The organism is Microbacterium paraoxydans, assembly GCF_900105335.1.
Classification (GTDB): Bacteria; Actinomycetota; Actinomycetes; order Actinomycetales; family Microbacteriaceae; genus Microbacterium; species Microbacterium paraoxydans.
On record NZ_LT629770.1, the window covers coordinates 2,985,367 to 3,011,263 of the forward strand.

Consider the following 25,897-nt stretch of genomic DNA (forward strand, 5'->3'; position numbering starts at 1 on the left):
CCTCTCCTGTTCGGGTCGTGCTGTCAGCTCGAAGGCTGGGTATCGGTGCTCGTCGACGGCGCGCGCAGGGCGCGGTTCACGAGCTCCGTGTCGGTGAACTGCTCGAAGGCGACGATCTCGCCGCCCGCCACGCGCCAGACGTGGGCCACCCGGGCGGCGAAGAACCGCCCGGTGCGCTTGTAGGTGCCGGAGTAGGTGCCGATGCCGACCACGACGTCGCCGCCGTCGACGACCTCGTCGATCGCGACGGTGTAGTCGTCCCACTCCTCCTGGATGCGGCCGAAGACGTTCTCGGCGACCGCGTCCGGGCCGATGTAGGTTCCGGCGTAAGGGAATCCGGCGGCCTCCGTCCACTCGATGTCGGCCGCGAAGGGCGCGAGCATGCCGTCCAGGTCGCCCCGGTCGTTCGCGGCGTAGTGCTCGCGGATCAGGTCTGCGTTGCTCATGTGCTCTCTTTCGTTCCGGGGCCCTGAGCCTGTCGAAGGTGGGTCCCTGAGCCTGTCGAAGGGGGGTCCCTGAGCCTGTCGAAGGGGGGTCCCTGAGCCTGTCGAAGGGGGGTCCCTGAGCCTGTCGAAGGGGGGGCCCTGAGCCTGTCGAAGGGTCAGACGGGCTGCGCGTCGGGGTAGGCGACGGCGCCCAGGGGGTAGATGTGTCCGCCGGCGCGGGAGTGCTCGGACTCGCCGTCGCCGTTGAGTCCGAGGAAGATCCCCGTCGTCATGAGCTGGTAGCCGAGGTCGTGGAGCCAGACGCTCGCCACCGCGATGCGGAACTCGCGGAAGCAGAACAGGTAGAGGCCGTCCGCGAACTTCCACACCGTGGAGAGGTCCATGTCGCCGTGACCGCGCTGGACGCCCTCGAGGCACTGCCACGCGTAGCGCTGGCTGGACACGTAGACGTGCTCGTACAGGTGGTGGGGGCTGTAGCGGTAGATGTTCCGCTTGCCGATGAGGTCGCGGCTCGGACCGGGGACCTCTCCGGTGGCGGGGCCGGCGTCGGTGGTCGCGGCCCAGAAGTCCTGTCCGACCTGCGGGGTGCCCTCGACCGCCTCCGCCGCGATGCGGGAGCGGATGACGGTGGCGCGGTGGGTCGTGGTGGAGAACACGACGGTGAGGGCTTCACGCTCGCGGGTCTCGAAGAGGATGTTCACGAAGACGACGTCGTCGCGCACGCGGACCGCGTCATACGGGTCGCGTCCCGAGGAGCCCAGTCCCTCCCAGGTCACGGAGTCCTCGTCGAAGCGGAGCGCGAGCGTGGTGTCGTCGTCGAGGGTGAGCATGAGCGCCGTTCCGGGGAGCGTCGTGTTCGGCAGGCGGAACGTGTCGATGCCCGCGGCGAACTCGTCGTACGTGCGCCATTCGTCCAGAGCGGGGTCGGTGGAGATGTCGGTCATGAGGGTCCTGACGTCGCACACGGCGGGGCCTCGTCGCCCCGGGCACCGCGTCGTCGCGATGCGCTTGCCTCATGCTCCGGCCGGCCCGGGGGAGCCCTCAAGCGCGCGGAGTCCATCCCGCGCCGAGAGTCAACCGGCGTGCCCTCCCGGGCAAGCCCGCCCCCGCGGATGCCCCGTACCGGTCCCGTCCCCGCGGCAGCCCCGCCTTCCGGTCACGTCCGCGGATCCGCCCCCGGCCCTCCGTGCGGGATCAGAAGCGCCCCTGCCGGACGCGTTTGGGGTGCGTTCCTGATCCCGCACGTGCGTCCCGCCTGCGGCCGCCCCGGCGCGGGACGGAAAACGCCCCTCCCGGACGCGTGTGCGGCCCGTTCCTGATCCCGCACGCGGGGGTCAGCCGTGTCCTCTGGCGCGCGGGAGTCGCGCCCTTCCGCGCACGGCGTGCCTTTCATCGGAGCGGGATCGAAAACGTCCCTGCCGGACGCGGGTGGAGTGCGTTCCTGATCCCGCACCGGCGTCCCGCGTGCGGCCGCCCCGGTGCGGGACGGGAAACGCCCCTGCCGGACGCGTATGAGGCCCGTTCCTGATCCCGCACCCGAACGCGGTGTACCTCTGGTGCACGGGAGTCGTGTTCTTCCGTGCAGGGCGTGCCGCTCGTCGGTGCGGGGTCGAAACTGCACCTGCCAAGGGCGTCTGGGGTGCGTTCTTGATCCCGCGCGCGGGGCGGGGGACGGTGCGGGATCAGAAACGTGCGCGGGGCGGGCGCTGGCGGGGCGGTTTTCATCCCGCGCGCGACGGGGAGGACGGGAACGACGGGGTCAGTGGGTGGCGCGGTACTCGCTGGGGGAGACGCCGAACGCGGTCTTGAACGCACGGCTGAAATGTGCCGCGTCGACGAAGCCCCAGCGGGCGGCGATCGCGGCGACGGGGCGGTCGGCGAGCATCGGGTCGAGGAGGTCGCGACGGCACTGCTCCAGGCGGCGGGTGCGGATCCACGTCGACACGGTCACCCCCTGTTCCTGGAACAGTCCGTGCAGGTGGCGGGTGGAGATGAAGTGCGCCGCGGCGATGGAGGCCGGACCGAGGTCCGTGGAGGCGAGGTTGCGGTCGATATGCGCACGGATCCGCTGCATGAGGGCGCGGTGCGGGTCGGCGGAGGCCTGGTCGAGACCGAGCTCCCGCGTGAACACGGTGGTCACGAGGTCGAGGGCGCTGTGCGCGAGCCGGGCTCCCGTCGTGCCGGCGAGCTCGTCGAGGTTGCCGGCGAGCTGCGTCAGGTACGGCACGACCATGCCGCCCAGCCCCTCCTGCCCGGAGATGCGGACGGCCGTGAGCTGCCCGATCATGTCCGCGGGCAGGCTGATGAGGTGCTTCGGGAACATGACCACCATGGTGCGGAAGTCCTGATCGAAGACGAGGGAGTACGGCCGATCAGTGTCGTAGACGGCGAGGTCGCCCGGCTGCAGCACGGCCTCGCGGTCGTCCTGGATGAGCAGCCCGGTCCCGGCGAGCATCAGGCTCACCTTGAAGTACGAGCGGTCGCCGCGGGCGATGAGCTCGGTCGTGCGTTCGACGACGTGCGAGGTCGCGCGGATGTCGTTGACGTGGACCTCGTCGACGGCAGCGCCCCGGATCAAGCCGCGGAACTGGTCGGCGCCCGCGGAGGACACCTGCAGGGGCACGAAGGACTCGGAGACGGCGGCGCGGAACTCGCTGATGTTGCGCGCGACCAGGGTCGACACCGATTCGGCGGGGGTGGTGAGGGCACCGTTCATGACTGATCACCTCGGGCTGGTGGGAACGACGACGTTGTATACGATCCGTTCCGCGATGCTACCACCGGCGACGGCCGCGCGGGGTGCCGTCTAGGATGTGGTCCGTGAACGGCGGGGTGATGTCGACGGTGGGGCAGCGGATCCGGCACGTGCTCCGTCAGGTGCGTGGACCCGCCACCTCAGACGCGGTGTTCGAAGCGACGGCGCTGATCGTCGGCGCGGCGTTCCTCCTGGTGGGATTCCTCGTGGCCCTGCCGGTGTTCTGGGGGCACCAGCTCTCGATCAGCGGCACCGGCTCGATCGGCATGTTCGCGGCGTACGGCGGTGCGATCGCGGCCGCGCTCGCCTTCGCCCTGGGACGCCTCGCCGTGCGGGCTCCGGAGGTCGACCCCTCGGTCGCGAGGGACGGATTCGCCGTCCCCGGCGACCGGCTCCGCTGGTATGACCTCGCCGCCATCGCCTTCGCGCACGCCGCCATCGCCTACCTCGGCTGGCTCGGCATCGCGCAGCTGCTGGAGCAGAGCTTCGTCGACGCCCCGGTCTTCCCGTTCCCCGGGGCGATCCTCGTCGCGGTGGCCTTCGCGCTCACGGGCTACGTCGCCTTCCTCAGCGCCGTCGCTCTGACGCCGACCGTGCTGTCGCTGGTCCTGGCGGTGTTCCTCGTCGTCGGGGCGTTCGCGGCGATGCTGGCGTCGAGCGACGTGCACTGGTGGCGCGACAACCTGTCGGCGCTGGGCATGAGCAGCAACAGCGCCTCGGTGGCCTTCAACGTGACCCTCATCATCGCGGGGATCATGGTGACGACCATCTCCCGCTATGCGACCGCGGGGCTGCCCGTCGACGACCCGGTCGACCGCCGCGGCCGGACGATCGTGCGCGGGGGCCTCATCCTCATGGGGATCTTCCTCGCGTGCGTGGGCATCTTCCCGGTCGACGAGTTCTTCGGCCTGCACAACACGGTCGCGACGGGCATGGCGGTGGTGTTCGCGGTGATCGTCGTCGGCCTGCCGTGGTTCGTGCGCAGCATCCCGCGGGTGTTCGTGGGGCTCGGCTGGGCGTACGTGCTGGTCATCGTGCTGCTGGGGGCGTTCTTCGCGGTCGGCTACTACAACCTCACGGCGGTCGAGCTCATCGCGGCCGTGCTGATCTTCAGCTGGATCATCGTGTTCCTGCGCACCGCCGGCACGATGGGAGCCTCCGCGACGCGCGCGGACGCCCGTGCGACCCCGGAGTCGGCGCTCGACTGACGGGGCGAGGCGTCGTCAGTCGCGCAGCAGGCGCGTCGCCTGACGCGTGCGCTGCAGGGCGTCGACGGTCTCGGCGTACCGGCGCTTGGCGACGCCGATGAACAGGCAGTCCACGAGGGCGAGCTGCGCGATCCGGCTCACCATCGCCCCGGCGCGGAAGGTCGACTCGCGCACCTCGGTGAACAGCGCGTGGTCGGCGACCTGGGCGAGGGGGGAGTCCTTGACGGAGGTGACGGCCACCGTCGTCGCGCCGTTGGCGACGGCGGCTTCGAGGAACCGCACCGTCTCGATGGTCGACCCGGCGTGCGAGAACCCGATAGCGACGGTCGTGCCCACGGGGAGCACGGCGGCGGCGATCGCCTCGTGGGGGTCGGAGAGGACGTGGGCGTTGCGGCCGACGCGGAGCAGCTTGTGCGCGAGGTCCTCGGCGACGAACTGGCTGGCGCCGATGCCGTAGAGGAGGATCCGGTCGGCGCCGTCGATGGCCGCGACCGCCGCCGCCAGCACGGCGAAGTCGAGCTGGCCGACGGTCTCCTCGATCGCGAGGAGTTCCAGGGCGGCGAGCTTGGAGACGGCCTCCTCCAGGGAGTCCTCGTCGGAGATCTCGGAGCCGTAGGCGCCGCGGGCGGAGAACTGGGCGGCCTCCTTGCCGAGCTCGGTGGCCAGGGCCATGCGCAGCGGGGCGTATCCGGTGAAGCCGATCGCACGGCAGAACCGGACGACGGACGCGACCGAGGTGCGGCACTCCGCCGCGAGCTCGCTGATCGTCTTGTCGATCACGAGGCTCGGGTTCTCCCGCACGGCGGCCGCGACACGGGCCAGGGACGGGGGCAGGGTCGCGGCGGCGGCTTCGATCGTCGACTGGATGCTCACGGTATCCTCCGGAACGGCGGAACGGGATGGTAAATTCTTTTCAGCGAGTCTACGTGTTGTGTAGTCGCTTTTCTTTCTTTCCGCCGGATCCGAGGAGTGCCGATGAGCGAGACGACCGCCACCGTCGACCTCGGCAAGTCCCGCTGCCGCCTCGTCGTGCACGGCGCGACGGCCGGGGAGCGCTCCGGGATCGGAGCGCCGGGCCTCGCCGCGGCGGGCGGAGTGGAGGCGGCGCTCACCGCGATTCTCCCGCTGCTCGACGATGTCGGGCGCATCGACACGCTCGGCGTGGGGGCGGCCGGCGCCTGGTTCGCCCCGGAGGCGGCCGCGGAACTCGCCGCCGCGCTCGCCGCACGGACCGGCGCACGCGTGGCGGTGGCGTCGGACGTGGTCACCGCCCATGCGGGCGCTCTCGACGGCGCGGCCGGCGTGCTGCTCATCGCCGGCACCGGAGCCGTGGCGCTGGGCGTCGACCCCTCCGGTGCGCGTCTGGTCGACGGCTGGGGCCCCGAGCTGGGCGACTTCGGCAGCGGATCCTGGCTCGGCCGGGAGGCGTTGCGTGCCGTGCTCCGTGCCCACGACGGGCTGGCCGCCCCCACCGCTCTCACCGCGGCGCTCGCCGCCCCCGTCGGCCCGCCCTCGGCCGTGCAGGCCTGGCTCGCCGCCGACGGAGCCCTCGCCCGCCGCCTCGCGACCCTCGCGCCCCTCGTGCTCGCCGCGGCCGCAGACGACGACCCCGTCGCCGGCGGGATCGTGGACGAGGCCGTCGGGCTCCTCACGGCGACGACCGCTGCGGCCGCCGGCGCGACAGCGGACGTCGTGCTGCACGGCGGCCTCACCGACCACGACGGCTTCCGCGCCGCCCTGACCCGCGCCCTGGAGACGAGCGGCCACCGCGTCGTCCCCGCGCGCGGCGGCGCCATGGACGGGGCCCTGCTGCTGACCCGTCGCCTCGACCTCCCCCATGAAAGGTTCGTGCACCGTGCCGAATGACCCCCGTCTGACCACCCTCCTCGCCGAGCTCGCGGGCCTCGACACCGAGGCCTCCACCACCGAGCGCGGCGACCTCGACCTGCTGAGCACGACCGAGCTCGTCGAGCGCATGAACGCCGAGGACCGGCGCGTGCCCGAGGCCGTGGCCGGTCGCACGGCGGAGATCGCGGCGGCGGTGGACGGCATCACGGAGCGGTTCCGACGCGGCGGTCGCCTCATCTACATCGGTGCAGGCACGGCCGGACGCATCGGCGTGCTGGACGCGAGCGAGTGCCCGCCCACCTTCGGCACCGACCCGTCGATGGTCGTGGGGCTCATCGCGGGCGGGGAGACGGCCATCCGCTCGGCGGTGGAGAACGCGGAGGACGACGACGAGGCCGCGGCCCTCGCTCTGCGCGACCTCGACCTCACCGATCTGGACACGGTGGTGGGGATCTCGGCATCCGGCCGCACCCCGTACGTCATCGGCGGGCTGCGGTACGCCAGGGGCCTCGGCGCGCTCACGGTGGCGATCGCCTCGAACGCCGGGTCGGCGATCGGCGCGGAGGCCGAGATCGCGATCGAGGTCGTCACGGGGCCGGAGTTCATCTCGGGCTCCACGCGGCTGAAGTCCGGCACGGCGCAGAAGCTCGTCGTGAACATGCTGACGACGCTCTCGATGATCAAGCTCGGCAAGACGTACCGCGGGGTCATGGTCGACCTGCTGGCGACGAACGAGAAGCTGCACGCCCGCTCGATCCGCACGGTCTCGCAGCTTGCGGGCGTGGACTTCGACGCCGCGTCCGCCGCGCTGGAGGCCGCGGACGGCTCCGTCAAGCTCGCGCTGCTCCTGCTCGCGACCGGAGTGTCCGCCGAGACCGCGGCGGCCGTACTGGCGGACGCCGACGGCATCCTCCGCGACGCGATCGCCGCCCTCACCTGAGTCGGTCGTCGCCCTCCCCGTGGCGCGGGATGCGAAGCGCTCCTGCCCGGAACGATCGGGGCACGTTTTCGCACCCGCGACGGGCTGCCCACTAGCGTGTGGGCATGCCCCTCGCTCTCGTCACCGGCGCCGCGCGCGCGAACAGCATCGCCGCCGGCATCGTCCCGCGGCTCCGTGCCGACGGCTGGACCGTCGTCACGAGCGACCTCGACGACGCCGATCACCCGGCCGACCTCTCCACCGCGGACGGATCGGAGCGTCTGATCGCCGAGGTCGCGGAGGCGCACGGCCCGATCTCCGCGCTCGTCCTCAGCCACGCGCATGACGTCGAGTCCGGCGTGCTCGACACCACGGCGGAGAGCTTCGACCGGCACGTCGCCGTGAACGCGCGGGCGAGCCTGCTCCTCATCGCGGCCTTCGCCCGCCAGGCCGAGGACGGCGGCGCGATCGTGGCTCTCACGAGCGATCACGTCACCGGGAACCTGCCGTACGGGGCGTCCAAGGGCGCGCTCGACCGGCTCGTGATCTCCGCCGCGCGCGAGCTCGGTCCGCGCGGCATCTCCGCCAACGTCCTGAACCCCGGCCCCATCGACACCGGCTGGATGGACGACGGGACGCGCACCGACCTCGCCGGGATGACGCCGCTCGGGCGCCTCGGCACGCCGGGCGACATCGCCGCCGTCGTCTCGTTCCTCGTCTCGGACGAGGGACGCTGGATCTCCGGGCAGCTCCTCCAGGCCGACGGGGCCTTCTCCGCCCGCTACTGATCACGGGGCGGAGCGGCCCCGGTGCTCTCAGTGGCCGCAGGCGCAGGAGTCGCCGCCGCAGCAGGAGGCCGTCGCCGTCGCTCCGCCGTGCGCCTGGGAGGACTCCGGCACGTCCATGGCCGGGTTCTGGTCGAGGAAGCCGTAGGGCTTGAACCAGAATCCCGCGTAGTCCACGGGCATGATCGGCCAGTCCTCCGGGCGGGGGAAGTGCGTGAGCCCGAAGGTGTGCCAGAGCACCATGTCCTCGCCGTCGATCCGGCGATCATCGGCCGTGTACTCCGGGAGGCCGGAGCCGCCCTGGTGCGCGTTGGGATAGCGCCCGGCCGGCCAGATCCGGCCGTGCTCGTATCGCGTCGCCCAGAGGTGCTTCGTGGCGAAGGCCGCGCGGGCAGCGACGGACGACGCGGGGTCGGCCATCAGCAGGGCGGTCGGCTCCGGCACGAGGTGGTAGGCGGTCGGGCGGCCGACGTGGTTCGTCCGCGAGGCGCTCTGCACCTCCCACACCCGGGCGACGGAGGAGTCGGCCTCGCGCTGGGCGGCGTGCTCAGTCTCCAGCACCGTCTCCGACCAGGTGAACGCGTTGCCGAACGGGTTGTCCGGCCCCATCGGCACCCGCTGCGCGTCCACCTCCACGAGGCGATTGTCCTGGCCGTCGATCGCCACGTCGAGGCGCGCGCAGAACAGGTGCTGGTGGACCGGGGCGAAGACGCCGGGGGCGAGTTCGGTCGCGTGCTTCTGGCGGACGCCCGGCTCTCCGGCACCGGCGAACACGATGCCCGTGGCCTTGGCGACGACCTCGATCGAGCCGTCCAGGCCGAAGTTCCAGTAGAAGCCGTAGTCGTAGTTGCCGATGGTGGAGAAGTACGAGACGACGAAGCGCCGCGAGCGCCGCACGTCGGAGCGCCCGGAGAGGTCGGTGTGCTTCCAGAGGATGCCGAAGTCCTCCTCGTGCATGCAGATCACATTCGGGATGCGCACCGGGTGGCCGTGGTCGTCGGCGACGTATCCGTCGAGATACCGGATCACGCCGAGGCAGTCGCAGCCGAGCTCCAGGTGGTTGGCGTTCTTGCCGAGGAGGTACTCGCCCGCGTCGAAGTAGCTGATCCAGAAGCGGCCGGGGGCGGTGTCGCCGTAGGGCACGACCATCTCCGGCACGCTCGCCCGGTGCAGGACGGAGCGCCCCTGGAACGACACGTCGTGCAGCACGAGGCCCTCGCGGGCGTTGAAACCGACGCGCATCGACCAGCCCTCCCACTCGACGAGCGAGCCGGACACGCCGAAGCTCGGCCCCTCCGGCTGGGTGATCTCGATGGGCTTCAGCGTCGTCCGTGCCGCGCCCTGCACCTCCGGGTAGTAGTTGCCGTGTCCGGCCGGGACCGGCACGTCGCCCTCGTCCTCGACGCGGATCACGCTGTCCGAGGTGAGGTCGATGTGCACGATCAGTCCCTCGACGGGGTGCGCCCACGGGGAATCCTGCTCGTCGTATCGGAGGAAGGTGAGGGACCGGATCACGCGGCGGCCCACCTCGTCGGCCCGGCCCGTGTAGCCCGGGGCCAGGGGGGAGCAGAAGGCGAGGGTCATGTGGTCCGCCAGGCCGCGGCGGCGCATGGCCGCCTGCCATTCCGGGGACGCCTTGGCGATGGCCTCGGCCCGCTCGTACTCCTCGAAGAGGTACTGCGGCTGGCCGTAGGGCGGGGCGTCGTTGGGCACCCGCTCCTGGCGCACGACCTCGTCGCGGGTGATCGAGACGATCACCTCGGTCGCGACACCGGTGGCCGTGTCGAGCAGCGTCACGTCGACCCGGCGGTCGATGGGGGCGCCAGGGCGCCAGGCCGCGAGCTCCTCCTTCGTGGCTTCGTCGGGGAGCAGCATCGGCACGCGGGTGGTCGCCGTCAGCAGGCCGGCTGCGTCGAGCACCGCGCGGGCGGCGGCGATCTCGGCGCCGGTGAGCGGATCGAGCGGATGCGGAGCGGCGATGGGCTCGAGGGAGACGGGCTGGGGGGAGTGCGGGGACATCGTTGACCTCACTATTTTCGAGCGAACGCTCAAGAAACGGGTTGGCACGATGATACGACGGCGTGCACGGGTGCACAACCGTGCGTGTGGGCGATGTCGAGGTCAGGGTCGCCAGGGGGCGAGGATGCTGTCGAGGACTGCGAAGTGCGCCGCCGGCGTCTGCGGCTCGGTGACCTCGACGACCTGCTGGCCGTAGGTGATCGAGCGCAGGAGGGCGAGGAGGTCGCCGGTGGGGGTGTCGGGGCGCAGCTCCCCGTCGGTCGCCGCCTCGTCCAGGGCCTCCCGGACGCTGTCCTGCCACGTCGCGAGGGTCGGCGCTCCGGCGTCAGGAGTCGGTGCGAGAGTGGCCAGGCGTCCCCAGAAGCCGACGACCACATGCGCCTCGGTGCGGGTGCGCTCGTCGACGGGGAGCACCTCGCCCATCAGGGCTCGCAGGCGGGCAAGGCCGCGCAGCCCGTCCGTCGCGGCGGCGATGCGCTCGTCGGTGCGACGGGTGACCTCGGCCGCCGCGGCGCGGACGACGTCGTCGAAGCCGTCGAAGTAGTGCCACAGGGAGCCGGTCGCGACGCCGAGCTCCTTCGCGACCGCCCGCGAGGACACGCTCTCATGACCGTCCCTGGCGGCGACGACGAGCAGCGCGTCGGCGATCTGACGGCGACGCTCATCATGGTCGACGATGCGGGGCACGTGCTCATTGTGTCGCATCGCGACGGGGCCTCGCTTTTTTGAGCGATCGATCAATATACTTCGGCTGTGGACCTCCTGCTCCCGGCAGCATCGTGGCTGATGGCGGCGGCGGCGCTCGTGTCGGCCGGCGCCTGCCTCGCTGCCCGGCGCGCTGTGCCGTGGCAGGGGCGCCAGGCCGCGGTGGTGATGGCGGTGGGGATGCTGCTGGTGGCGGCGGGCGGCACAGGAGCGCTGGGTGCGCTGCTGCTCGGTGCCCTGATGCTCGTGTCCGGCATGATCGGCACGATGGGCGTCCGCGGGGCGGCATCGGCGGCCGGCTGCTGCCACCGCGCGCTCGGGGCGCTCGTGATGGCGATCTGCGCCTTCCACAGTGCCGCCGGATCGGGCAGTCAGGGCGTGGAGTCGGCGGGACACGCGGGACACAGCCTCGGCGGTGCGCTCGGTGCGCTCCTCGTGCTCGGCACGGTCGCCGTCGTCGGGTGGACGCTCGCCGCGGCCTTGCGTCCGACGGGGCATCGGGGGCGCACCGCCCGGCTGCTCGCGGTGGAATCCTGGGCGATGGCGATCGGGGTCGTCGCGATGGGCATCGCGGGCTGACCGTGCGGTGCGACGCCCGACCTCACTCCCGCGCGGCGGGGCGGACGAACGCCCAGGCGGCGATCGCCGCGACGGCGGCGGCGAGGGTCATGGTGACCGCCATCGTGACGGCGTTCGTGCCCCCGATCCCGGCGGCGACCGGGGCGAGCACCGGGCCGAACAGGAACGAGGACATGCCGAGCAGGGCGGACGCCGTCCCCGCCCTGGCGCCGTGATGCGCGAGGGCGAGTGTCTGGCCGTTCGGGCCGCCGAGGCCCGCACACAGCATGAATCCGACGAGTGCCGCCACCACGCCCGCCACCCCCGTCCCGCTGAGTGCCAGGACGAGGAAGGTCGTGGTCGCGACGAGCGTCGCCGTGACCCCGCCGAGATAGACGCGGAGGGGGCCGAACCGGCGCACGACCAGGCGGCTCGACTGGCTGCCGACGATGCTCGCGAGGGCGCCGGCGGCGAAGGCGAGACTGAAGCTCTGCGGGCTGAGGCCGAACTCGTCCTGCAGCACGAACGACGACATCGAGAGATAGGTGAAGAACGCCACGCCTGCACCGGCGGAGGCGCACAGGACCGCGGCGAAGAGCCGGTCGCCCAGCACGGCGCCGGCGTGCGCTCGCAGCACGCGGAGGCCTCCGCCGTGGCGCGCCTCCGGTCGCAGCGTCTCCGGCAGGAGGAAGACGACCACGAGCAGCAGGATGACGCCGATCCCGGCCAGCACCCCGAAGATCCCGCGCCAGTCCATGATGCGGGCGAGCTGGCCGCCCACCACCGGCGCGATGATCGGCGCGGTGCCCGAGACGAGGAACAGCAGCGAGAGCATGCGGGAGAGCTCGACCCCCTCGAACTGGTCGCGGGCGATCGCCAGGCAGATCACGATGCCCGCTGATCCCGCCAGCCCCTGCAGGAAGCGGGCGACGAGCAGCAGCTCGATGGTCGGAGCGACCGCGCAGACCGCGGAGAGCACCGCGAACGCCGCTACGCCGATCAGCAGCGGCAGCCGCCTGCCCAGCCGGTCGCTGAGAGGGCCGGCGACGAGCTGCCCCAGGCCGAGGCCGATCATGCACGCCGACATGGTCACCTGCGCCAGGGCCTCGGTCGTGCCGAGCGAGGCCGCGAGCTGGGGGAGCTGCGGCAGGTAGAGGTCCATCGACAGCGGACCGAAGGCTTCCAGCATGCCCAGCACCAGCATCGCCCGCAGAGTGCCCATGCGGGGCCGCGGGGCGTCAGCGGCGAACGGAAGACTCATCCCTCGCGGCGCAGCACGCGGCGCAGCCAGCTCTCCCGCGCGGCCACTGCGGCCCGGGAGACCTCGGCATCGGGGGAGAACCCCGAGAAACCGTGGTAGCCGCCCGCCCAGACGTGCAGTTCGGCCTGCCCGCCCGTGGCCCAGATCCGCGAGGCGTAGGCGGCGGCCTCATCGCGGAAGGTCTCCGCGGCGCCCACCTCGATGAACGCCGGAGCGAGTCCCGACAGATCCGTGGCCCGGGCCGGTGCCGTGTACGGCGACACGCGGTCGGTGAACCGGTCGGCTCCGGCGATCGCGTCCCACGCGGTGTCGTTGTTGTTCCGGTCCCAGGCGCCGAAGCCGTCGTACTGATGGCTCGACGGGGTCTCGTTGCGATCGTCGAGCATCGGGCAGCCGAGGAGCTGCCCGGCCAGCCGGGGCCCGCCGCGGTCGCGGGAGAGCAGCGCGACCGCCGCCGAGAGCCCGCCCCCGGCGCTCTGCCCGGAGGCGATGATGCGGGAGGTGTCGATGCCGAGCTCGTCGGCGTGGGCGACCATCCACTCCAGCGCCGCGTAGCAGTCCTCCGCCTGCGCCGGTCCGGGGTGCTCGGGGGCGAGGCGGTACTCGACCGCGACGCCGACGACGCCGTGCCGCTCGGCGAGGTCGATGAGCTCGGCGGTGCCGAAGAAGCGCGTGCCGAGCACCATGCCGCCGCCGTGGATCGACAGCACCGCCGGAGCCGGGGCTGTGGGCGCCGGCGCCGGGCGCACGACGGTGATCTCGAGCTCCGGAGCACCGACGGGGCCGGGGATGACCCGGTCCTCCCAGGTCACGGCGCGACCCTCGGCCTGCACGGCCATCGGCGGGATGATCGTCGCGAAGTGGTCGCGGTTGGCGTGGATCGTGTCGGCGCGCAGCGGGATGACCTCCACGAGGTCGACGAAGGCGTCGAGTCCGGCGACGAGCTCCGGGTCGTAGGGCACCGGTTCGGGCGCGCTCATGCGGCGGCCCGCCAGATCCGTCGCAGCCAGGAGGCGCGCGCGGCGAGGGCGGCGCGGGTGATCTCGGCCTCCGGCATGTACATGTCGAAGCCGTGGGCGCCGCCGCCCCAGACGTGCAGCTCGGCCTGTCCGCCGGTCTCCCAGATCCGGAGGGCGTACATGGTGTCCTCGTCGCGGAACATCTCCGCCTCGCCGACCTCGATGTAGGCGGGAGGGAGGCCGGAGACGTCCGTCGCGCGGCTCGGCGCGGCGTAGGCCGGGGCCTCGGTGCTGAACGCGAGGTCCTCGCCGAGGACGCACGACCAGGCGAGGAGGTTCATGTCGCGCTGCCAGGTGCCGATGCCGTCGTACTGCCGACTGGAGATCGTGGTGTTGGTGTTGTCGATCATGGGGCACAGCAGCAGCTGCCCGGCCATGACCGGGCCCCGCCGATCGCGCGCCAGCAGGGCGACGGCCGCGGTGAGGCCGCCGCCCGCGCTGCCGCCGCCCACGACGATGCGCGCGGGGTCGATGCCGAGCTCCGCGGCGTGCGCGTGCGTCCACACGAAGGCCGCGTAGCAGTCCTCCACGCCCGCGGGGTACGGGTCCTCCGGCGCGAGGCGGTACTCGACGTTCACGGCCACGACGCCGTGCTCCGCGACGATGTCGACGACCCGAGCCGTCTCCCACGAGCGGTGGCCGACGATCATGCCGCCGCCGTGGATGTTCACGAAGCCCGGGAGCGTCGAGGTCTCGGAACCCGCGGGGCGGAAGATCGTGACCTCGACGTCCGGGGCTCCGGGCGGGCCGGGGATGACACGGTCCTCCCAGGTGATGTCCCGGCCGGCGATCACGGTGTCGTTGTCCGGGAACATCCGGTCGACGCCGTCGCGCGGCAGGGTCTCGCGGGTGAGCGCGGGCTGCGGGTTCTTCGCGATCTCGTCGAGCACGGCCTGCACGTCGGGATCGAAGGGGACGGGGATGATCATGGTTCTCCTCGGGTGGGACGGCGTCAGGGGCCCTCGGGGTCGACGACCCCGCGGTCGGCCCAGAAGGGCTCGACGAGACGGCGCAGCTCGGCGGCGCCGACGCGGTCGACGAGGGCGGCCGCGTCGAGGTTCGCCCGCCGCTGCGTGACGCGGGAGGCGCCGAACAGGGTCGTCGTCAGGGCGGGGTGGGTGAGGGTGAAGGCGATGCCGAGCTGGGCCGGGGTCACGCCGAGGTCCTCCGCGACCGCGGTGAACGCGGGGACGTCGGCGACGATCCGCTCGCGGATGCCGCCGGGGTCGCGCCCGATCTGCCGGCCGCCGTTCACCGTCCCGGCGAGGATCCCGCCCTCCAGGCAGTCCGAGGCCTGCAGCGTGAGGCCCTGCTCCCAGAGGCGTGCGAAGGGCTCGCCGTCCGGGATCGACCGCCGCGAGACGCTGTACTTGAGCTGCGCGATCTGCGGGCCGGGCACGCCTTCCGCGGCGGCGAGGTCGATCAGGGCCTGGATGCTCCCCGCCGACCAGTTGTTCACGCCCCACGCGCGGATGAGGCCGGCGTCGGCGAGGGCGGCGAGGTCGAGCACGAGGTCGCGCAGGTCGAGGTCGTCGCGGCGCAGGTCGCCGAGGATCACGAGATCGGCGTGCTCGGTGCCCACCCGCATCAGGGCGTTCTCGAGCTGCGGGCGGAAGCCGTCGGCGCCGAAGGCCTCCAGCCAGAGCTTCGACGACAGCAGCCACTCCTCTCGGCGCAGCCCCGCCGCGCGCACCATCGCCGAGAAGATCACGTCGGTGAAGACGGGCGGGGCGCCGGGTGCGGAGTACACGCCCACGTCGAAGAGGTTCACGCCGCGGTTGGTGGCCTCGCGGAGGAGTGCGACCGCGTCGGCGAAGTCCATGCGGTCGTAGGTGTGCCACGAGCCCAGGGAGAACAGGGAGGCGTGCAGGCCGCTGCGGCCGATCTCGCGCACGGGGAGGGGAGTGGTCATGATGCTCCTCAGAGGCTGGGGTCGATGACGGCCTTGACCTCATCGAGGTGGTGCATGTGGGCGATCTTCGCGGAGGCGCCGGCGAGCCCGACCGGGGCGCTGAACAGGTCGTCCCAGGGGAAGCGGTCGGCGAACGCCGTGAAGAAGTCGATCGCGCGGGCGTAGTCGGAGATGTCGCCGTTGAGCGAGCCGACCACCGTGAGCTCCTTGCCCATGATCGTGCTGAGGGCGAAGCCGTCTCCGGCGGGGCCGGTCGAGCCGACGATCGCGACGGTGCCGCGCTGGGCGGCCATGCCGACGGCGTCCGGTCCGACGCTCGGTGCGCCCGCGAAGTCGAACACGTGGTCCGCTCCCTGGCCTCCGGTGAGCGCCAGGACCTGGTCGACGACGGGCCCGTCGCGGAAGTCGACGACGGCGTCGGCGCCGAAGCGGGCGGCGAGCTCCAGACGGGCCGCGGGAGCACCGACGGTGATGACCTGCCCGGCACCCGCGATCTTCGCGACTGCCGTGGCGAAGATGCCGAGGGCGCCGGAGCCCTGCACCACCACGCGGGAGCCGGGGCGGATGCGACCGGCCCGCTCGAACGCGCGCAGGACGGTCTTCGCGGCGCAGCCCGCCATGGAGGCCCAGGTGTCCTTGACGGCCGCCGGGAGCAGGAGCTTGGCGGCACCCGGGGTGACGTACGCGTACTCGGAGAGCCCAGCCGTCGCGAACGGCGGTACGTCGGCGCGCTGGAGGAAGCCGTAGCCGCGGCGGGAGCAGGCGACCGGTTCCCGCAGCACGACGCAGCCGTGGCACTCGCCGCAGGTGGACTCCGACCAGCCGATCCGGTCGCCGGGGGAGAGCGGGCGGCCGAGCGCGTCGCGGGTGTCGGGTCCGGTGGCCACGATCTCGCCGACCATCTCGTGACCGAGGACCATGGGCAGCATTCCGGGGAACGACATCTTCCCCTCCCAGATCTCGATGTCCGTGCCGCACAGCGTGGTGCAGGCGATGCGGACGAGGGCGGCGCCGGGTTCGATCTCGGCGGGCAGCGGGAGGTCCTGCAGGGTGAGCGGCTCGCCGTGCGCGGTGAGCACCGCGGCGCGGGTGGTGGTGGGGAGGGTCATGGTTCTCCAGTCGCGGGGCGGGTGGCGGGATCGAAGACGGTCCTCCGCGGAGCCCGGGAGGGGCGGAATCGATCCTGCACGGAGGGGGACGGGGTCAGACGAGGAGCTGGCCGCCGTCGACGGGGACCGAGACCCCGGTGATGTGGCTGGCGGCCTCGCTCGCGAGGAACAGCACGAGCGGGGTGACCTGGTCGATTTCGGCGATGGTGCCGAGCGGGATGCGCGACTCCCACGCGGCGCGGGCGTCCGGGTTGGAGGCGAAGTCGGCGGTCAGGGGCGTGAGCACGGGGCCGGGGGCGACGGCGTTGACCCGCACCCCGGAGCCGGCGAGTTCGATGGCCGCCGTCCGGGTGAGCGCGTCGACCGCGGCCTTCGTGGCCTCGTAGTGCCCGAGGCCGGGTGTGGGCTGCCGGGCGCCGATCGAGGAGATGTTGACGATGGTCCCGTGGCCGGCCGCGGCGAACAGCCTGCCGAAGACCCGCAGCATGAGGAACGTGCCGCGGACGTTGACGCGCAGGGCCGCATCGACCGCGTCGACCGCGACCTCCTGGAGTGTTCCCCCGCCGGCGACGACACCGGCGTTGTTGACGAGGACGTCGAGTCCGCCGGCCTCGCGGATCCGTTCGGCTGCCGCCTGCACCGACGCTTCGTCGCCGATGTCGAGGGGGAGGGCGGTGGCGCCGATCTCGGCGGCGACGGCTGCGGCGGCGACGTCGTCCACGTCGCCGATGAACACCTCGTCGCCCGCTGCGCGGAAGGCGGTGGCGATCCCGCGGCCGAGTCCGGACGCGCCTCCGGTGACCAGGATGCGACGGGGGGAAGCGGTCATGTTCGTCCTCACTGACGGGTGTTCTGACGGGATGAGTCCGTTATATTCTACAAACATAGAAAAACACAACCCCGTGCCCAGAGCCGGCGAAGGAGCCCCCATGCCCGATGCGACATCCCCCCGCAAGCCGCTGTCTCCGGGAGGGGCGACGGTGCCGCCGCTCGCCCTCGGATCGTGGAACACCTGGGATCGCATGGAGTTCGACGACGCCGTGCAGCTGATCCACCGGGCGGTCGAGCTCGACGCCGGATTCTTCGACGTGGCGTACTACAACATGGGGCCGCACGCCGAGAACTCCCGGACCGACATCCTCTTCGGAGAGGCCTTCCGGGCGAGCGGGGTGGACCGTGCCGACGTCGTGCTGTGCGGCAAGCTCTGGCTGTGGGACTGGCCGAACCAGGGCTTCCGTGGGCAGATCGAGGAGTCGCTCGAGCGGGCGGGCCTCGACCGCTTCGACACCCTCGTGGTGGGGGACTATCTCGACGCCCCGGACATGCCGCGGCTCGTCGCCGACGTGAACGCCCTCCTCGCGGACGGCCTGGTCGACTCGTGGGGGATCAACAACTGGCGGATCGCGGACACCAGGGCGGCGCTGGCCGAGGCGGACGCGCAGGGGATGATCGGCCCCTCGTTCGCGCAGCTCAAGTACGGCATCGCCCGACGGGCCATGGCGGAGGGTGACGCGTACGGCCCGCTGTTCGCCGACGGAACCCTCGCGCTGCAGGCCTCGGACGTGTTCGAGGGCGGAATCCTCGCCACCGGACGGATGCCTCAGCGCAAGATCGGTGCCGATGTCGGAGGTATCCGCGAGCGGATCCTCGCCGTGTACCCCGAGGTCGCACGGGTCGCGGGGGAGTTCGGGGTCACCCCGGCCGCCCTCGGCATCGCCTTCTGTCTGGCGAACCCCGCGACGGCCACCGTGCTCTTCGGTGCCTCCCGCGTCGCGCAGCTCGAGGAGAACCACGCCGCCCTCGCCCTCGCCCGCGACCACGGAGCCGAGGTCCGCGCCGCCCTCGCCGACTGCCGCGTCGACCACGCCGTCCGCCCCGACGGCACCTGGTGACCCCGTACCTCCCACGCCCCGCCTCCCCCGCCCGCCTCCCCCGCCCTCCCGGCCGTCCGGGATCACTTCCGCACCTCTCACACGCCCCGCAGGCACGTTCCTGATCCCGCCTCGCGCGGCCCCGCGTCCCACTCGCCGCGCGGGATCACTTCCGCACCTCGCGCGCGCCCCGCGCGCACGTTTCTGATCCCGCACGGCGTGACGCTCTGCGCGCCGATTCGAAACCCCGCCGCGTGGGGAGGGCGTGCGGCCGGTTCTGATCCGGCTTCTGGCGGCGGCGGTATGTCAGTCGCCGGGCCCGCCGCTCGTGGGCAAGCGAACCGCTCTTCGGCGCCCCGGATCAGAAGTGCTCCTCGCCTCAGTGTGGGATCGGAAGTGCTCCCGCGCATGCGCCGGATCAGAAGTGCTCGTCCTGCCCGCGTGGGAGGAGCGTTCTTGATCCCGGGAGGGTGGGTGTGGTGTCCCTCGGGGGCGGCGGCATAGTACGTCCGCGCCGTCACTTGCTCCGGTGCGGGATGAAAAGGGTGCCTGGAAGGCGACGCGGAGGGGCGTTTCTGATCCGGCTGGCGGGGTGGGCGCAGTGGCGGGACCAGAAACGGGCCCTGTGGGGAGGGGAGAGGTGCGGAAGTGATCCCGGCACCGGCACCGGCACCGGCACCGGCACCCGCGAGGCGGGGTGTGCGCGGGGGAGCAAGGCGCGTGCGCGCTGAGGCATCGGTCCGCGCGGCTGGGGTCGGAAACACGCTTGCGCTCTTTTTCCACGCATGTAGACTAACCAGCACGACACATCGAAGTGGCGTCGGTCCCGGTCTCCGGTCAGCGGCTCTTCGAACCTTCTTCACCACCCCCTGCACCCGAGAGAAGGAACCATGAAACGAATGCCCCTCGCGGTCGCCGCCGCCGTCGCCGCGACCCTCGCGCTCGCCGGCTGCAGCGGCGGCGGAACGCCCTCGCCGTCCGAGGGCGGTGGCGCCGAAGGCCCCGACGCCCTCAACATCGGCAACTTCCTCGACGTCACCTCGTGGGACCCGTCCCTCGCCGACATCGGCTTCGACGGCCCCTACCTGTCCGCGGTGTACGACGCCCTCATCGCCCTCGACAGCGACGGCACCCCGATCCCGTCGCTCGCGACGAAGTGGACCGTGGCCGACGACGACCTCAGCATCGACCTCGACATCCGCACCGACGCCGTGTTCAGCGACGGCACCCCGGTCGACGCCGACGCCGTCGTCGCGAGCCTCGAGTACCTCAAGGCCGGCGCCAGGTCCGGTGAGGCCTACGTCAACGCGGAGGGGTTCGAGAAGGTCGACGACGACACCGTCCGCATCGCCCTCACGCAGCGCGACGACACGATCCTCTACCTGATGGGCCTCGGCCGCAGCTACGTCATGCCCCCGGCCTCCATCGAGGCGGGCACGCTCGGCAGCGATCCGGTCGGCTCCGGCCCCTATGTGCTCGACAGCGACACCAGCGTCGCGGGCGCCGAGTACCACTTCACCAAGACCGAGGACCACTGGGACGCGAAGACATACCCGTTCGCCGAGCTCTCGATCTACCCGATCACCGACGCGACCGCCCGCCACAACGCGATGCTCAGCGGCCAGATCAACGTGCAGTACGGCGACGTGGCCAACCTCGACCAGGCCGAGCAGCAGGGCTGGAACACCGCCCAGCGGGTCTCCGGGTGGGCGGGCCTCGTCATCACCGACCACACCGGCGCGAAGAGCGAGCCCCTGGGCAAGCTCGAGGTGCGTCAGGCGCTGAACTACGCGTTCGACGGTGCGGCCGTCCTCGCGGCGGTCGGCAGCGGCGCGGGCGTGGCCACCAACCAGGTCTTCCCGGACGGCGGCGACATCAACGACCCCGAGCTCAACGACGCCTACGCGTTCAACATGGACAAGGCGAAGGAGCTCCTGGCCGACGCCGGCTACCCGGACGGCTTCGACATCTCGATGCCGATGTCCCCGATCTTCGAGATGTGGAAGCCGTCGGCCGAGCAGGCCCTCAACGAGCTCGGCATCACCGTCACCTGGGACAACATGCAGATGCCGGACTACCAGCTCAACGCACCGAACTACCCGATGTTCATCTCCTTCCTCGCGATGGACGGCAACGACGTTGCCACCGTCTCTCGCCAGCTGACGAGCGTGCAGTGGTTCAACCCGGAGCCCGACTACGCGAAGAACGAGGTCATCGCCCCGCTCGTCGAGAAGGTGCAGACGGAGCGCGGCGACGCGCAGACCGCCGCCATCAAGGAGCTCAACGAGGCCCTCGTCGACCAGGCCTGGTGGTCGGTCTGGTACCAGGCGAACAACATCTACTACACGGCGCCCGGCATCCAGCTGCAGCCCGTCGTGGGGATGATGTTCCCGACGCTGCGGTACATCACGCAGGGCTGAACGCCCGCCGGGGCGGTCGCCATGCGGCCGCCCCGGCACCCCTTCCCCTCCTCCTCACCCTCGAGAGGCCCCCATGCTCCTCTTCACGGCGAAGCGGGTGCTGTCCGGCATCCTCCTGCTCGTCGCGGTCTCGATCGGCACGTTCTTCCTCGCCCACCTCGCGATCAGCGACCCGACCGCCTCGCTCCTCGGGACCACGGCGAGTCCTGCGCAGCAGGAGGCGCTGGCGGCGAAGATCGGTCTCGACCGCCCCCTGATCGTGCAGTTCTGGGACTGGTTCTCCCACGCCGTGCTGCTCGACTTCGGCGTCTCGTGGCGCAACTTCCAGCCGGTCGGCGCGCAGCTCGCGGTCAAGGTCCCCGTCACGCTCTCCGTGGTGACCCTCGCGACCCTCATCACCGCGGTCATCGGCGTCGCGTTCGGCATGATCACCGGACTCCGCCCCGGCACCTGGTTCGACCGGATCATCAAGGGGATCTCCGTCGTCCTCTTCGCGCTCCCCGGGTTCTGGGTGAGCCTGGTCCTCGTCATGTGGCTGGCCGTGCAGCTCAAGTGGTTCCCGGCCGTGGGGTACGTCCCGCCGACACAGTCCGTCGACGGGTGGCTGCGCTCGATCACGCTGCCGGCGATCTCCCTCGCCCTGGGCGGCATCGTCGCCGTCTCGGAGCAGCTGCGCAATGCCGTGATCGCCCAGAGCCGCCAGGACTGGGTGCGCACCCTCCGCAGTCGCGGCCTGTCCGCCGCCCGGGTGAACCTGCACATCCTCCGCAACGCCTCGCCCGCCGCGCTCACGGTGATCGCCCTGATGTTTGTGGGCCTGCTCTCCGGGGCGATCGTGGTGGAGCAGATCTTCAGCCTCCCCGGTCTGGGGCAGCTCACGAACCAGTCGTCGCAGAACGGCGACATCCCCATGCTGCTCGGGATCACGGTGGTCTCCATCGTCTTCGTCGTCCTCATCAACCTCCTGCTCGACCTCGTCCTCGGCTGGATCAACCCGAAGGTGCGCGTCGCATGACCACGACTGACATCCGCGTCGCCTTCGACCGGGCCGCCCAGAAGCGCCGGTCGAGCCTGTTCCGACGCTTCCTCCGTCACCCCGGCGGCTACATTCCGCTCGCGATCTTCGTGCTCATCGTGCTCGTCGGGGTGTTCGCGCCGCTGCTGGCGCCGATGGACCCGAACCTCGTCGACCTCGCAGCCGCGAAGGCCCCGCCCTCGCCGGAGCACCTCCTCGGCGGCGACTCCACCGGGCGCGACATCCTCAGCCGCCTCATCTACGGGACGAGGACGACGCTGTGGGGTGCGCTCATCACGATCGTCACGGCGCTCGTCATCGGCGTCCCGTCGGGTGTCGCGGCCGGGTACTTCGGCGGCGTCTTCGACCGGGTCGCGACCTGGATCAGCGACGCCCTCCAGTCGATCCCCGGGATGATCATCCTCCTCGTGGTCGCCGCCGGCAGTCGCAACAACTTCGAGCTGCTGATGGTCACCGTCGGCGTCTTCATGGTGCCGGGCTACTTCCGCATCGCGCGGTCGCAGACGCTCGCCGTCCGCGGCGAGGCGTACATCGATGCCGCCCGCGTGTCGGGGCTGTCGGACGCGCGCATCATCTTCCGCCACGTCATCACGGCCGTCTACCCGCCGGTCATCATCCAGACCGCGCTCACGGCGGGCATCGCCATGGGCATGCAGGCGGGGCTCCAGTTCCTCGGCATCGGCGACTCGAACGTGCCGAGCTGGGGCGCGATGATGCTCGAGGGCTTCCGGCTCATGCTCACGTACCCGCTCATACTGCTGTGGCCCTCCGCCGCGCTCGGTCTCACGATCGCGGTCCTCGCGATCATGGGCTCCACGCTCGCCGAGCTCGTGCAGGTGCGCACGCCGCGGGCGGCCCGACGGCGGCGGCGCGGTGTGCTCGAGACCGCGGACGAGGTCGCCGCGCCTCCCGCCACGGGCAGCGTGCGTCATGAGGCTCCGGCGTCGGCCCTCCGCGTCGAGAACCTGCACGTCGTGCACGCGACACCGACAGGGGAGACCGAGGTCGTGCACGGAGTGACGCTCGACGTCGCGCCAGGGGAGGTCGTCGGGATCGTCGGCGAGTCCGGGTCGGGCAAGTCGCAGACCGTGTTCTCGGTGCTCGACCTGCTCCCCGCGACCGGCCGGGCGACCGCCGACGCGATCTGGGTCGGCGGCGCGGAGGTCACCCACGCGACGCCGAAGGGGCGCCAGGCCCTGCTCGGGCGCACCATCGGCTATGTGCCGCAGGAGCCGATGAGCAATCTCGACCCCTCGTACACGATCGGGCACCAGCTCATCGAGCCGCTGCGCCGGACGCACGGGCTGGGGAAGGCCGCCGCCCGGCAGCGCGCGCGGGAGGTGCTCCTGCGGGTCGGGCTGTCCGACCCCGATCGCGTGATGCGCAGCTACCCGCATCAGGTGTCCGGCGGCATGGCGCAGCGCGTGCTCATCGCCGGCGCGATCGCCGGTCGGCCGTCGCTCCTCGTCGCGGACGAGCCCACCACCGCCCTCGACGTGACCGTGCAGGCCGAGGTGCTCGAACTGCTGCGGGAGCTGCAGGCCGAGTACGGCATGGCGCTGCTCATCGTGACGCACAACTTCGGCGTCGTCGCCGACATCTGCGACCGCGTGATCGTCATGCGCGGCGGCGACATCGTGGAGTCGGGGCCCGTGGACGACCTCTTCGCCGCGCCCACCCAGGAGTACACGCGCGAGCTCATCGCCGCGTCGCTCGACGAAGCCGAGGGCCGCGCCGCGCTCGACGGCCGGCGGACGGAGGTCCCCGCATGAACACCGCTCCGGTGAACCCCCTGCTGCAGGTGGACGACCTCGTGGTCGAGTACGGCCGGGGTCGGCACGCCTTCCGCGCGCTGCACGGCGTCTCCCTCGACATCGCCCCCGGTGAGTGCCTCGGCCTCGTCGGCGAGTCCGGATCGGGCAAATCGACCCTCGGCAAGGCCATCCTCGGCCTCGCCCCGGTGACGGCGGGGCGCATCCGCTTCGACGGCCGGGACATCGGCCGCCTCGGCGGCCGGGCCCGACGGGCGCTCGCCGACGACGTGCAGGTCGTGTTCCAGGACCCGTACGGCTCCCTCAATCCGGCACTGACCATCGGCGACATCCTCGCCGAGCCGTTGCTGACGACGGGCATCGGGGCGAAGGCGGCCGACGCGCGCGTGCGCGACATGCTCGACCGCGTGCGCCTGCCCGCCACGAGCATGGACCGGTACCCGAGCGAGTTCTCCGGCGGGCAGCGGCAGCGCATCGCGATCGCCCGCGCCCTGGTCCGCGGTCCGCGGCTGATCGTGTGCGACGAGCCGGTCAGCGCGCTCGATCTCACCACGCAGGCCACCATCCTCGACCTCTTCATCGAGCTGCAGCGCGACACCGGTGTGGCCTACCTGTTCGTGTCGCACGACCTCGGCGTCGTCCGGCGGGTCTGCCACCGGGTCGCGGTGATGTACCGGGGCGAGATCGTGGAGATCGGTGACGGGGAGCAGGTCACCCGCGCGCCACGCCACCCGTACGCCGAACGGCTGCGGCTGGCCTCGCCCGTCGCCGACCCAGCGTCCCAGCGGGAACGCCGGGCGCAGTGGCTCGCTCTGCGGGAGGTGCCCGATGCGGCGGTACGGTAGCTCCAGGCCGGAACTCGCCACACCCCGGACTCGGCCGGAAGGACGCCATGCCGAAGATCATCGACCACGACCAGCGGCGACGGGACATCGTCGAGGTGGCCAAGAGCATCATCCTGAAGGGTGGGTTCGAGGCGGCGACCATGCGCAGCATCGCCGCGGAGGCGGGCTTCGCGAACGGTGCGCTGAAGCACTACTTCCCCGGGAAGGAGAGCATCGTCGCGGCGACGTTCGAGACGATCCTGCAGCAGATGTCCGAGGGCGTGGAGGCCGCCGGGCAGGAACCGGTGGCGGCGGACGACGCGCTGCGCGGCTTCCTGCAGGCCACCGTGCCGCGCGACCCGGAGCAGATCGCCGCGGGCCGGGTGCTCCTGGCGCTGTGGGAGTACGCGATGGCGAACGAGTCGCTGGCCGAGCTCTACCGCGGACACCTGGGCTCCTGGCGAGCCTCGCTCATCGCGCGCATGGAGGCGGCCCGCGACGAGGGGTCGATCCGCGATCAGGACTACGGCCCGCTGGCGGACGAGTACATCTCCGCGGCGGTCGGTGCGACGGTCATCAACCTCATGTACCCGGACGGCGACCGCATTGCCGACTACGAGAACTACATCGACCGGTTCCTCGCGCGGCTGCGCTGAGGGCGAGGGGCCGGTCCCGAGAGGACGGCCCGTCATGACCCTTCCCCCCGAACGACCCGTGGTGTTCCTGCACGGCCTCGCCTCGCGCGGCACGCAGGACTGGCCGGACAGCGAGTGGACGGCGGTGCTCGGCGATCGGCCGCGCCGGGTCCTCGATCTGCCGGCGCACGGCGACGCCCCCGGGCTCGGAGTCGTGCCGACCGCCGCGGTGCTCGACGCGCTCGCCGAAGCGATCGGACCGGACGAGGTCGACCTCGTCGGCTACTCGCTCGGCGCCCGGCTCGCCTGGGACCTCGCGCGGCACCCCGGCGTCGCGGTGCGGCGTCTCGTGCTGGGCGGCCTCAGCGCGGGGGAGCCCTTCGCGCTCGTCGACCTCTCCGCCGCGCGAGCCGCCATCGCCGGTGGACCGGCTCCCGTCGATCCGCTGACCGGGATGATCGTGCACATGGTGAGCCTGCCCGGCAACCGCCCGGACGATCTGCTCGACCTCATCGAGGGGCTCGCGACCGAGCCGTTCGCGCCCGAGGCGGGAGCGCCGGCGATGCCGGTGCTGCTCCTGGGCGGCGAGGACGACCCGATGGCCGCGGGCATCGACGAACTCGCCGCGCGGCTGCCGGACGTCCGGGTGCGGCGCGTCCCCGGCGATCACCTCGCGGCGCTGCACACCGCCGCGTTCCGCGACGCCGTGCGCGGGTTCCTCGCGGACTGACCCGCCCCATCGACGCCCGGCCCCCTCCTGTCGTTTATTTCCCACGTTTGTAGACATACCGAAAG

The 25,897-nt window shown here is 72.0% G+C and carries 24 protein-coding genes; 12 read left to right on the forward strand and 12 right to left on the reverse strand.

What is annotated here, in order from left to right:
- Positions 1–23: 23 nt before the first annotated feature.
- From BLU02_RS14600 to BLU02_RS14610, 3 genes are all read right to left on the reverse strand, one after another.
- Complete coding sequence (locus BLU02_RS14600) at positions 24–446, reverse strand: nuclear transport factor 2 family protein (protein ID WP_025103867.1); 423 nt, start codon at positions 444–446, stop codon at positions 24–26.
- 155 nt (positions 447–601) lie between these two features.
- The gene (locus BLU02_RS14605) at positions 602–1,390 is read right to left on the reverse strand and encodes a MoaF C-terminal domain-containing protein (protein ID WP_060923524.1); all 789 of its coding nucleotides are present in this window, start codon (positions 1,388–1,390) and stop codon (positions 602–604) included.
- 815 nt (positions 1,391–2,205) lie between these two features.
- A complete protein-coding gene (locus tag BLU02_RS14610) occupies positions 2,206–3,162 on the reverse strand; it encodes an AraC-like ligand-binding domain-containing protein (RefSeq protein WP_060923523.1) in 957 nt (318 codons plus the stop codon).
- A 104-nt stretch (positions 3,163–3,266) separates the two neighbouring features.
- Here BLU02_RS14610 and BLU02_RS14615 point away from each other — a divergent pair, with 104 nt between their 5' ends.
- Entirely contained in the window at positions 3,267–4,409 is a 1,143-nt protein-coding gene (locus tag BLU02_RS14615) for a DUF998 domain-containing protein (RefSeq protein ID WP_231919586.1), read from the forward strand.
- Between the two features lie 15 nt (positions 4,410–4,424).
- On the opposite strand, the gene BLU02_RS14620 is transcribed toward BLU02_RS14615, so the two are convergent.
- Complete coding sequence (locus BLU02_RS14620; RefSeq protein ID WP_060923522.1) at positions 4,425–5,282, reverse strand: MurR/RpiR family transcriptional regulator; 858 nt, start codon at positions 5,280–5,282, stop codon at positions 4,425–4,427.
- A 102-nt stretch (positions 5,283–5,384) separates the two neighbouring features.
- On the opposite strand from BLU02_RS14620, the gene BLU02_RS14625 reads away from it, so the two are divergent.
- The 3 genes from BLU02_RS14625 to BLU02_RS14635 all read left to right on the forward strand — a co-directional run bounded on the left by BLU02_RS14625 (position 5,385) and on the right by BLU02_RS14635 (position 7,964).
- Complete coding sequence (locus BLU02_RS14625) at positions 5,385–6,275, forward strand: BadF/BadG/BcrA/BcrD ATPase family protein (protein WP_083371030.1); 891 nt, start codon at positions 5,385–5,387, stop codon at positions 6,273–6,275.
- Positions 6,265–7,197: an N-acetylmuramic acid 6-phosphate etherase gene (gene murQ, locus BLU02_RS14630; RefSeq protein WP_060922399.1), complete on the forward strand. Its 933-nt coding sequence runs from the start codon at positions 6,265–6,267 to the stop codon at positions 7,195–7,197. The genes BLU02_RS14625 and murQ overlap by 11 nt, the downstream gene beginning before the upstream one ends.
- 104 nt (positions 7,198–7,301) lie before the next feature.
- On the forward strand, positions 7,302–7,964 hold the full coding sequence (locus BLU02_RS14635; protein WP_060922400.1) for an SDR family oxidoreductase: 663 nt from the start codon (positions 7,302–7,304) through the stop codon (positions 7,962–7,964).
- Between the two features lie 27 nt (positions 7,965–7,991).
- Here the strand turns inward: BLU02_RS14635 and BLU02_RS14640 are convergent, their stop codons facing one another.
- Both BLU02_RS14640 and BLU02_RS14645 read right to left on the reverse strand, forming a co-directional pair.
- Positions 7,992–9,980, reverse strand: a complete 1,989-nt coding sequence (locus BLU02_RS14640; protein ID WP_060922401.1) for a primary-amine oxidase — start codon at positions 9,978–9,980, stop codon at positions 7,992–7,994.
- 102 nt (positions 9,981–10,082) lie between these two features.
- Positions 10,083–10,667, reverse strand: a complete 585-nt coding sequence (locus BLU02_RS14645; protein WP_060922402.1) for a TetR/AcrR family transcriptional regulator — start codon at positions 10,665–10,667, stop codon at positions 10,083–10,085.
- A gap of 66 nt (positions 10,668–10,733) precedes the next feature.
- Here BLU02_RS14645 and BLU02_RS14650 point away from each other — a divergent pair, with 66 nt between their 5' ends.
- The gene (locus BLU02_RS14650) at positions 10,734–11,264 is read left to right on the forward strand and encodes a hypothetical protein (RefSeq protein WP_083371031.1); all 531 of its coding nucleotides are present in this window, start codon (positions 10,734–10,736) and stop codon (positions 11,262–11,264) included.
- 22 nt (positions 11,265–11,286) lie between these two features.
- On the opposite strand, the gene BLU02_RS14655 is transcribed toward BLU02_RS14650, so the two are convergent.
- From BLU02_RS14655 to BLU02_RS14680, 6 genes are all read right to left on the reverse strand, one after another.
- Positions 11,287–12,504, reverse strand: coding sequence for a multidrug effflux MFS transporter (locus BLU02_RS14655; protein WP_231919587.1), 1,218 nt, complete (start codon positions 12,502–12,504; stop codon positions 11,287–11,289).
- Entirely contained in the window at positions 12,501–13,484 is a 984-nt protein-coding gene (locus BLU02_RS14660; RefSeq protein ID WP_060922404.1) for an alpha/beta hydrolase, read from the reverse strand. The genes BLU02_RS14655 and BLU02_RS14660 overlap by 4 nt, the downstream gene beginning before the upstream one ends.
- On the reverse strand, positions 13,481–14,452 hold the full coding sequence (locus BLU02_RS14665; RefSeq protein WP_157547062.1) for an alpha/beta hydrolase: 972 nt from the start codon (positions 14,450–14,452) through the stop codon (positions 13,481–13,483). Before BLU02_RS14665 ends, BLU02_RS14660 begins: the two co-directional genes overlap by 4 nt.
- A gap of 23 nt (positions 14,453–14,475) precedes the next feature.
- Positions 14,476–15,435, reverse strand: coding sequence for an aldo/keto reductase (locus BLU02_RS14670; RefSeq protein ID WP_060922405.1), 960 nt, complete (start codon positions 15,433–15,435; stop codon positions 14,476–14,478).
- Between the two features lie 8 nt (positions 15,436–15,443).
- Positions 15,444–16,544: a zinc-binding dehydrogenase gene (locus BLU02_RS14675; protein ID WP_060922406.1), complete on the reverse strand. Its 1,101-nt coding sequence runs from the start codon at positions 16,542–16,544 to the stop codon at positions 15,444–15,446.
- Positions 16,545–16,638: 94 nt separating this feature from the next.
- Positions 16,639–17,373, reverse strand: a complete 735-nt coding sequence (locus tag BLU02_RS14680) for an SDR family NAD(P)-dependent oxidoreductase (protein WP_060922407.1) — start codon at positions 17,371–17,373, stop codon at positions 16,639–16,641.
- Between the two features lie 100 nt (positions 17,374–17,473).
- On the opposite strand from BLU02_RS14680, the gene BLU02_RS14685 reads away from it, so the two are divergent.
- The 7 genes from BLU02_RS14685 to BLU02_RS14715 all read left to right on the forward strand — a co-directional run bounded on the left by BLU02_RS14685 (position 17,474) and on the right by BLU02_RS14715 (position 25,832).
- Complete coding sequence (locus BLU02_RS14685) at positions 17,474–18,436, forward strand: aldo/keto reductase (protein WP_060922408.1); 963 nt, start codon at positions 17,474–17,476, stop codon at positions 18,434–18,436.
- A gap of 869 nt (positions 18,437–19,305) precedes the next feature.
- Positions 19,306–20,835, forward strand: a complete 1,530-nt coding sequence (locus BLU02_RS14690; protein WP_231919588.1) for an ABC transporter substrate-binding protein — start codon at positions 19,306–19,308, stop codon at positions 20,833–20,835.
- 73 nt (positions 20,836–20,908) lie between these two features.
- Positions 20,909–21,850, forward strand: coding sequence for an ABC transporter permease (locus tag BLU02_RS14695; RefSeq protein ID WP_060922410.1), 942 nt, complete (start codon positions 20,909–20,911; stop codon positions 21,848–21,850).
- A complete protein-coding gene (locus tag BLU02_RS14700; protein ID WP_060922411.1) occupies positions 21,847–23,643 on the forward strand; it encodes a dipeptide/oligopeptide/nickel ABC transporter permease/ATP-binding protein in 1,797 nt (598 codons plus the stop codon). The genes BLU02_RS14695 and BLU02_RS14700 overlap by 4 nt, the downstream gene beginning before the upstream one ends.
- Positions 23,640–24,488 (forward strand): ATP-binding cassette domain-containing protein, encoded by an 849-nt coding sequence (locus BLU02_RS14705; RefSeq protein ID WP_060922412.1) that lies wholly within the window; start codon positions 23,640–23,642, stop codon positions 24,486–24,488. Before BLU02_RS14700 ends, BLU02_RS14705 begins: the two co-directional genes overlap by 4 nt.
- Positions 24,489–24,535: 47 nt before the next feature.
- Positions 24,536–25,123: a TetR/AcrR family transcriptional regulator gene (locus BLU02_RS14710; protein ID WP_025103887.1), complete on the forward strand. Its 588-nt coding sequence runs from the start codon at positions 24,536–24,538 to the stop codon at positions 25,121–25,123.
- Positions 25,124–25,157: 34 nt separating this feature from the next.
- The gene (locus tag BLU02_RS14715; protein WP_083371032.1) at positions 25,158–25,832 is read left to right on the forward strand and encodes an alpha/beta fold hydrolase; all 675 of its coding nucleotides are present in this window, start codon (positions 25,158–25,160) and stop codon (positions 25,830–25,832) included.
- Positions 25,833–25,897: the final 65 nt, after the last annotated feature.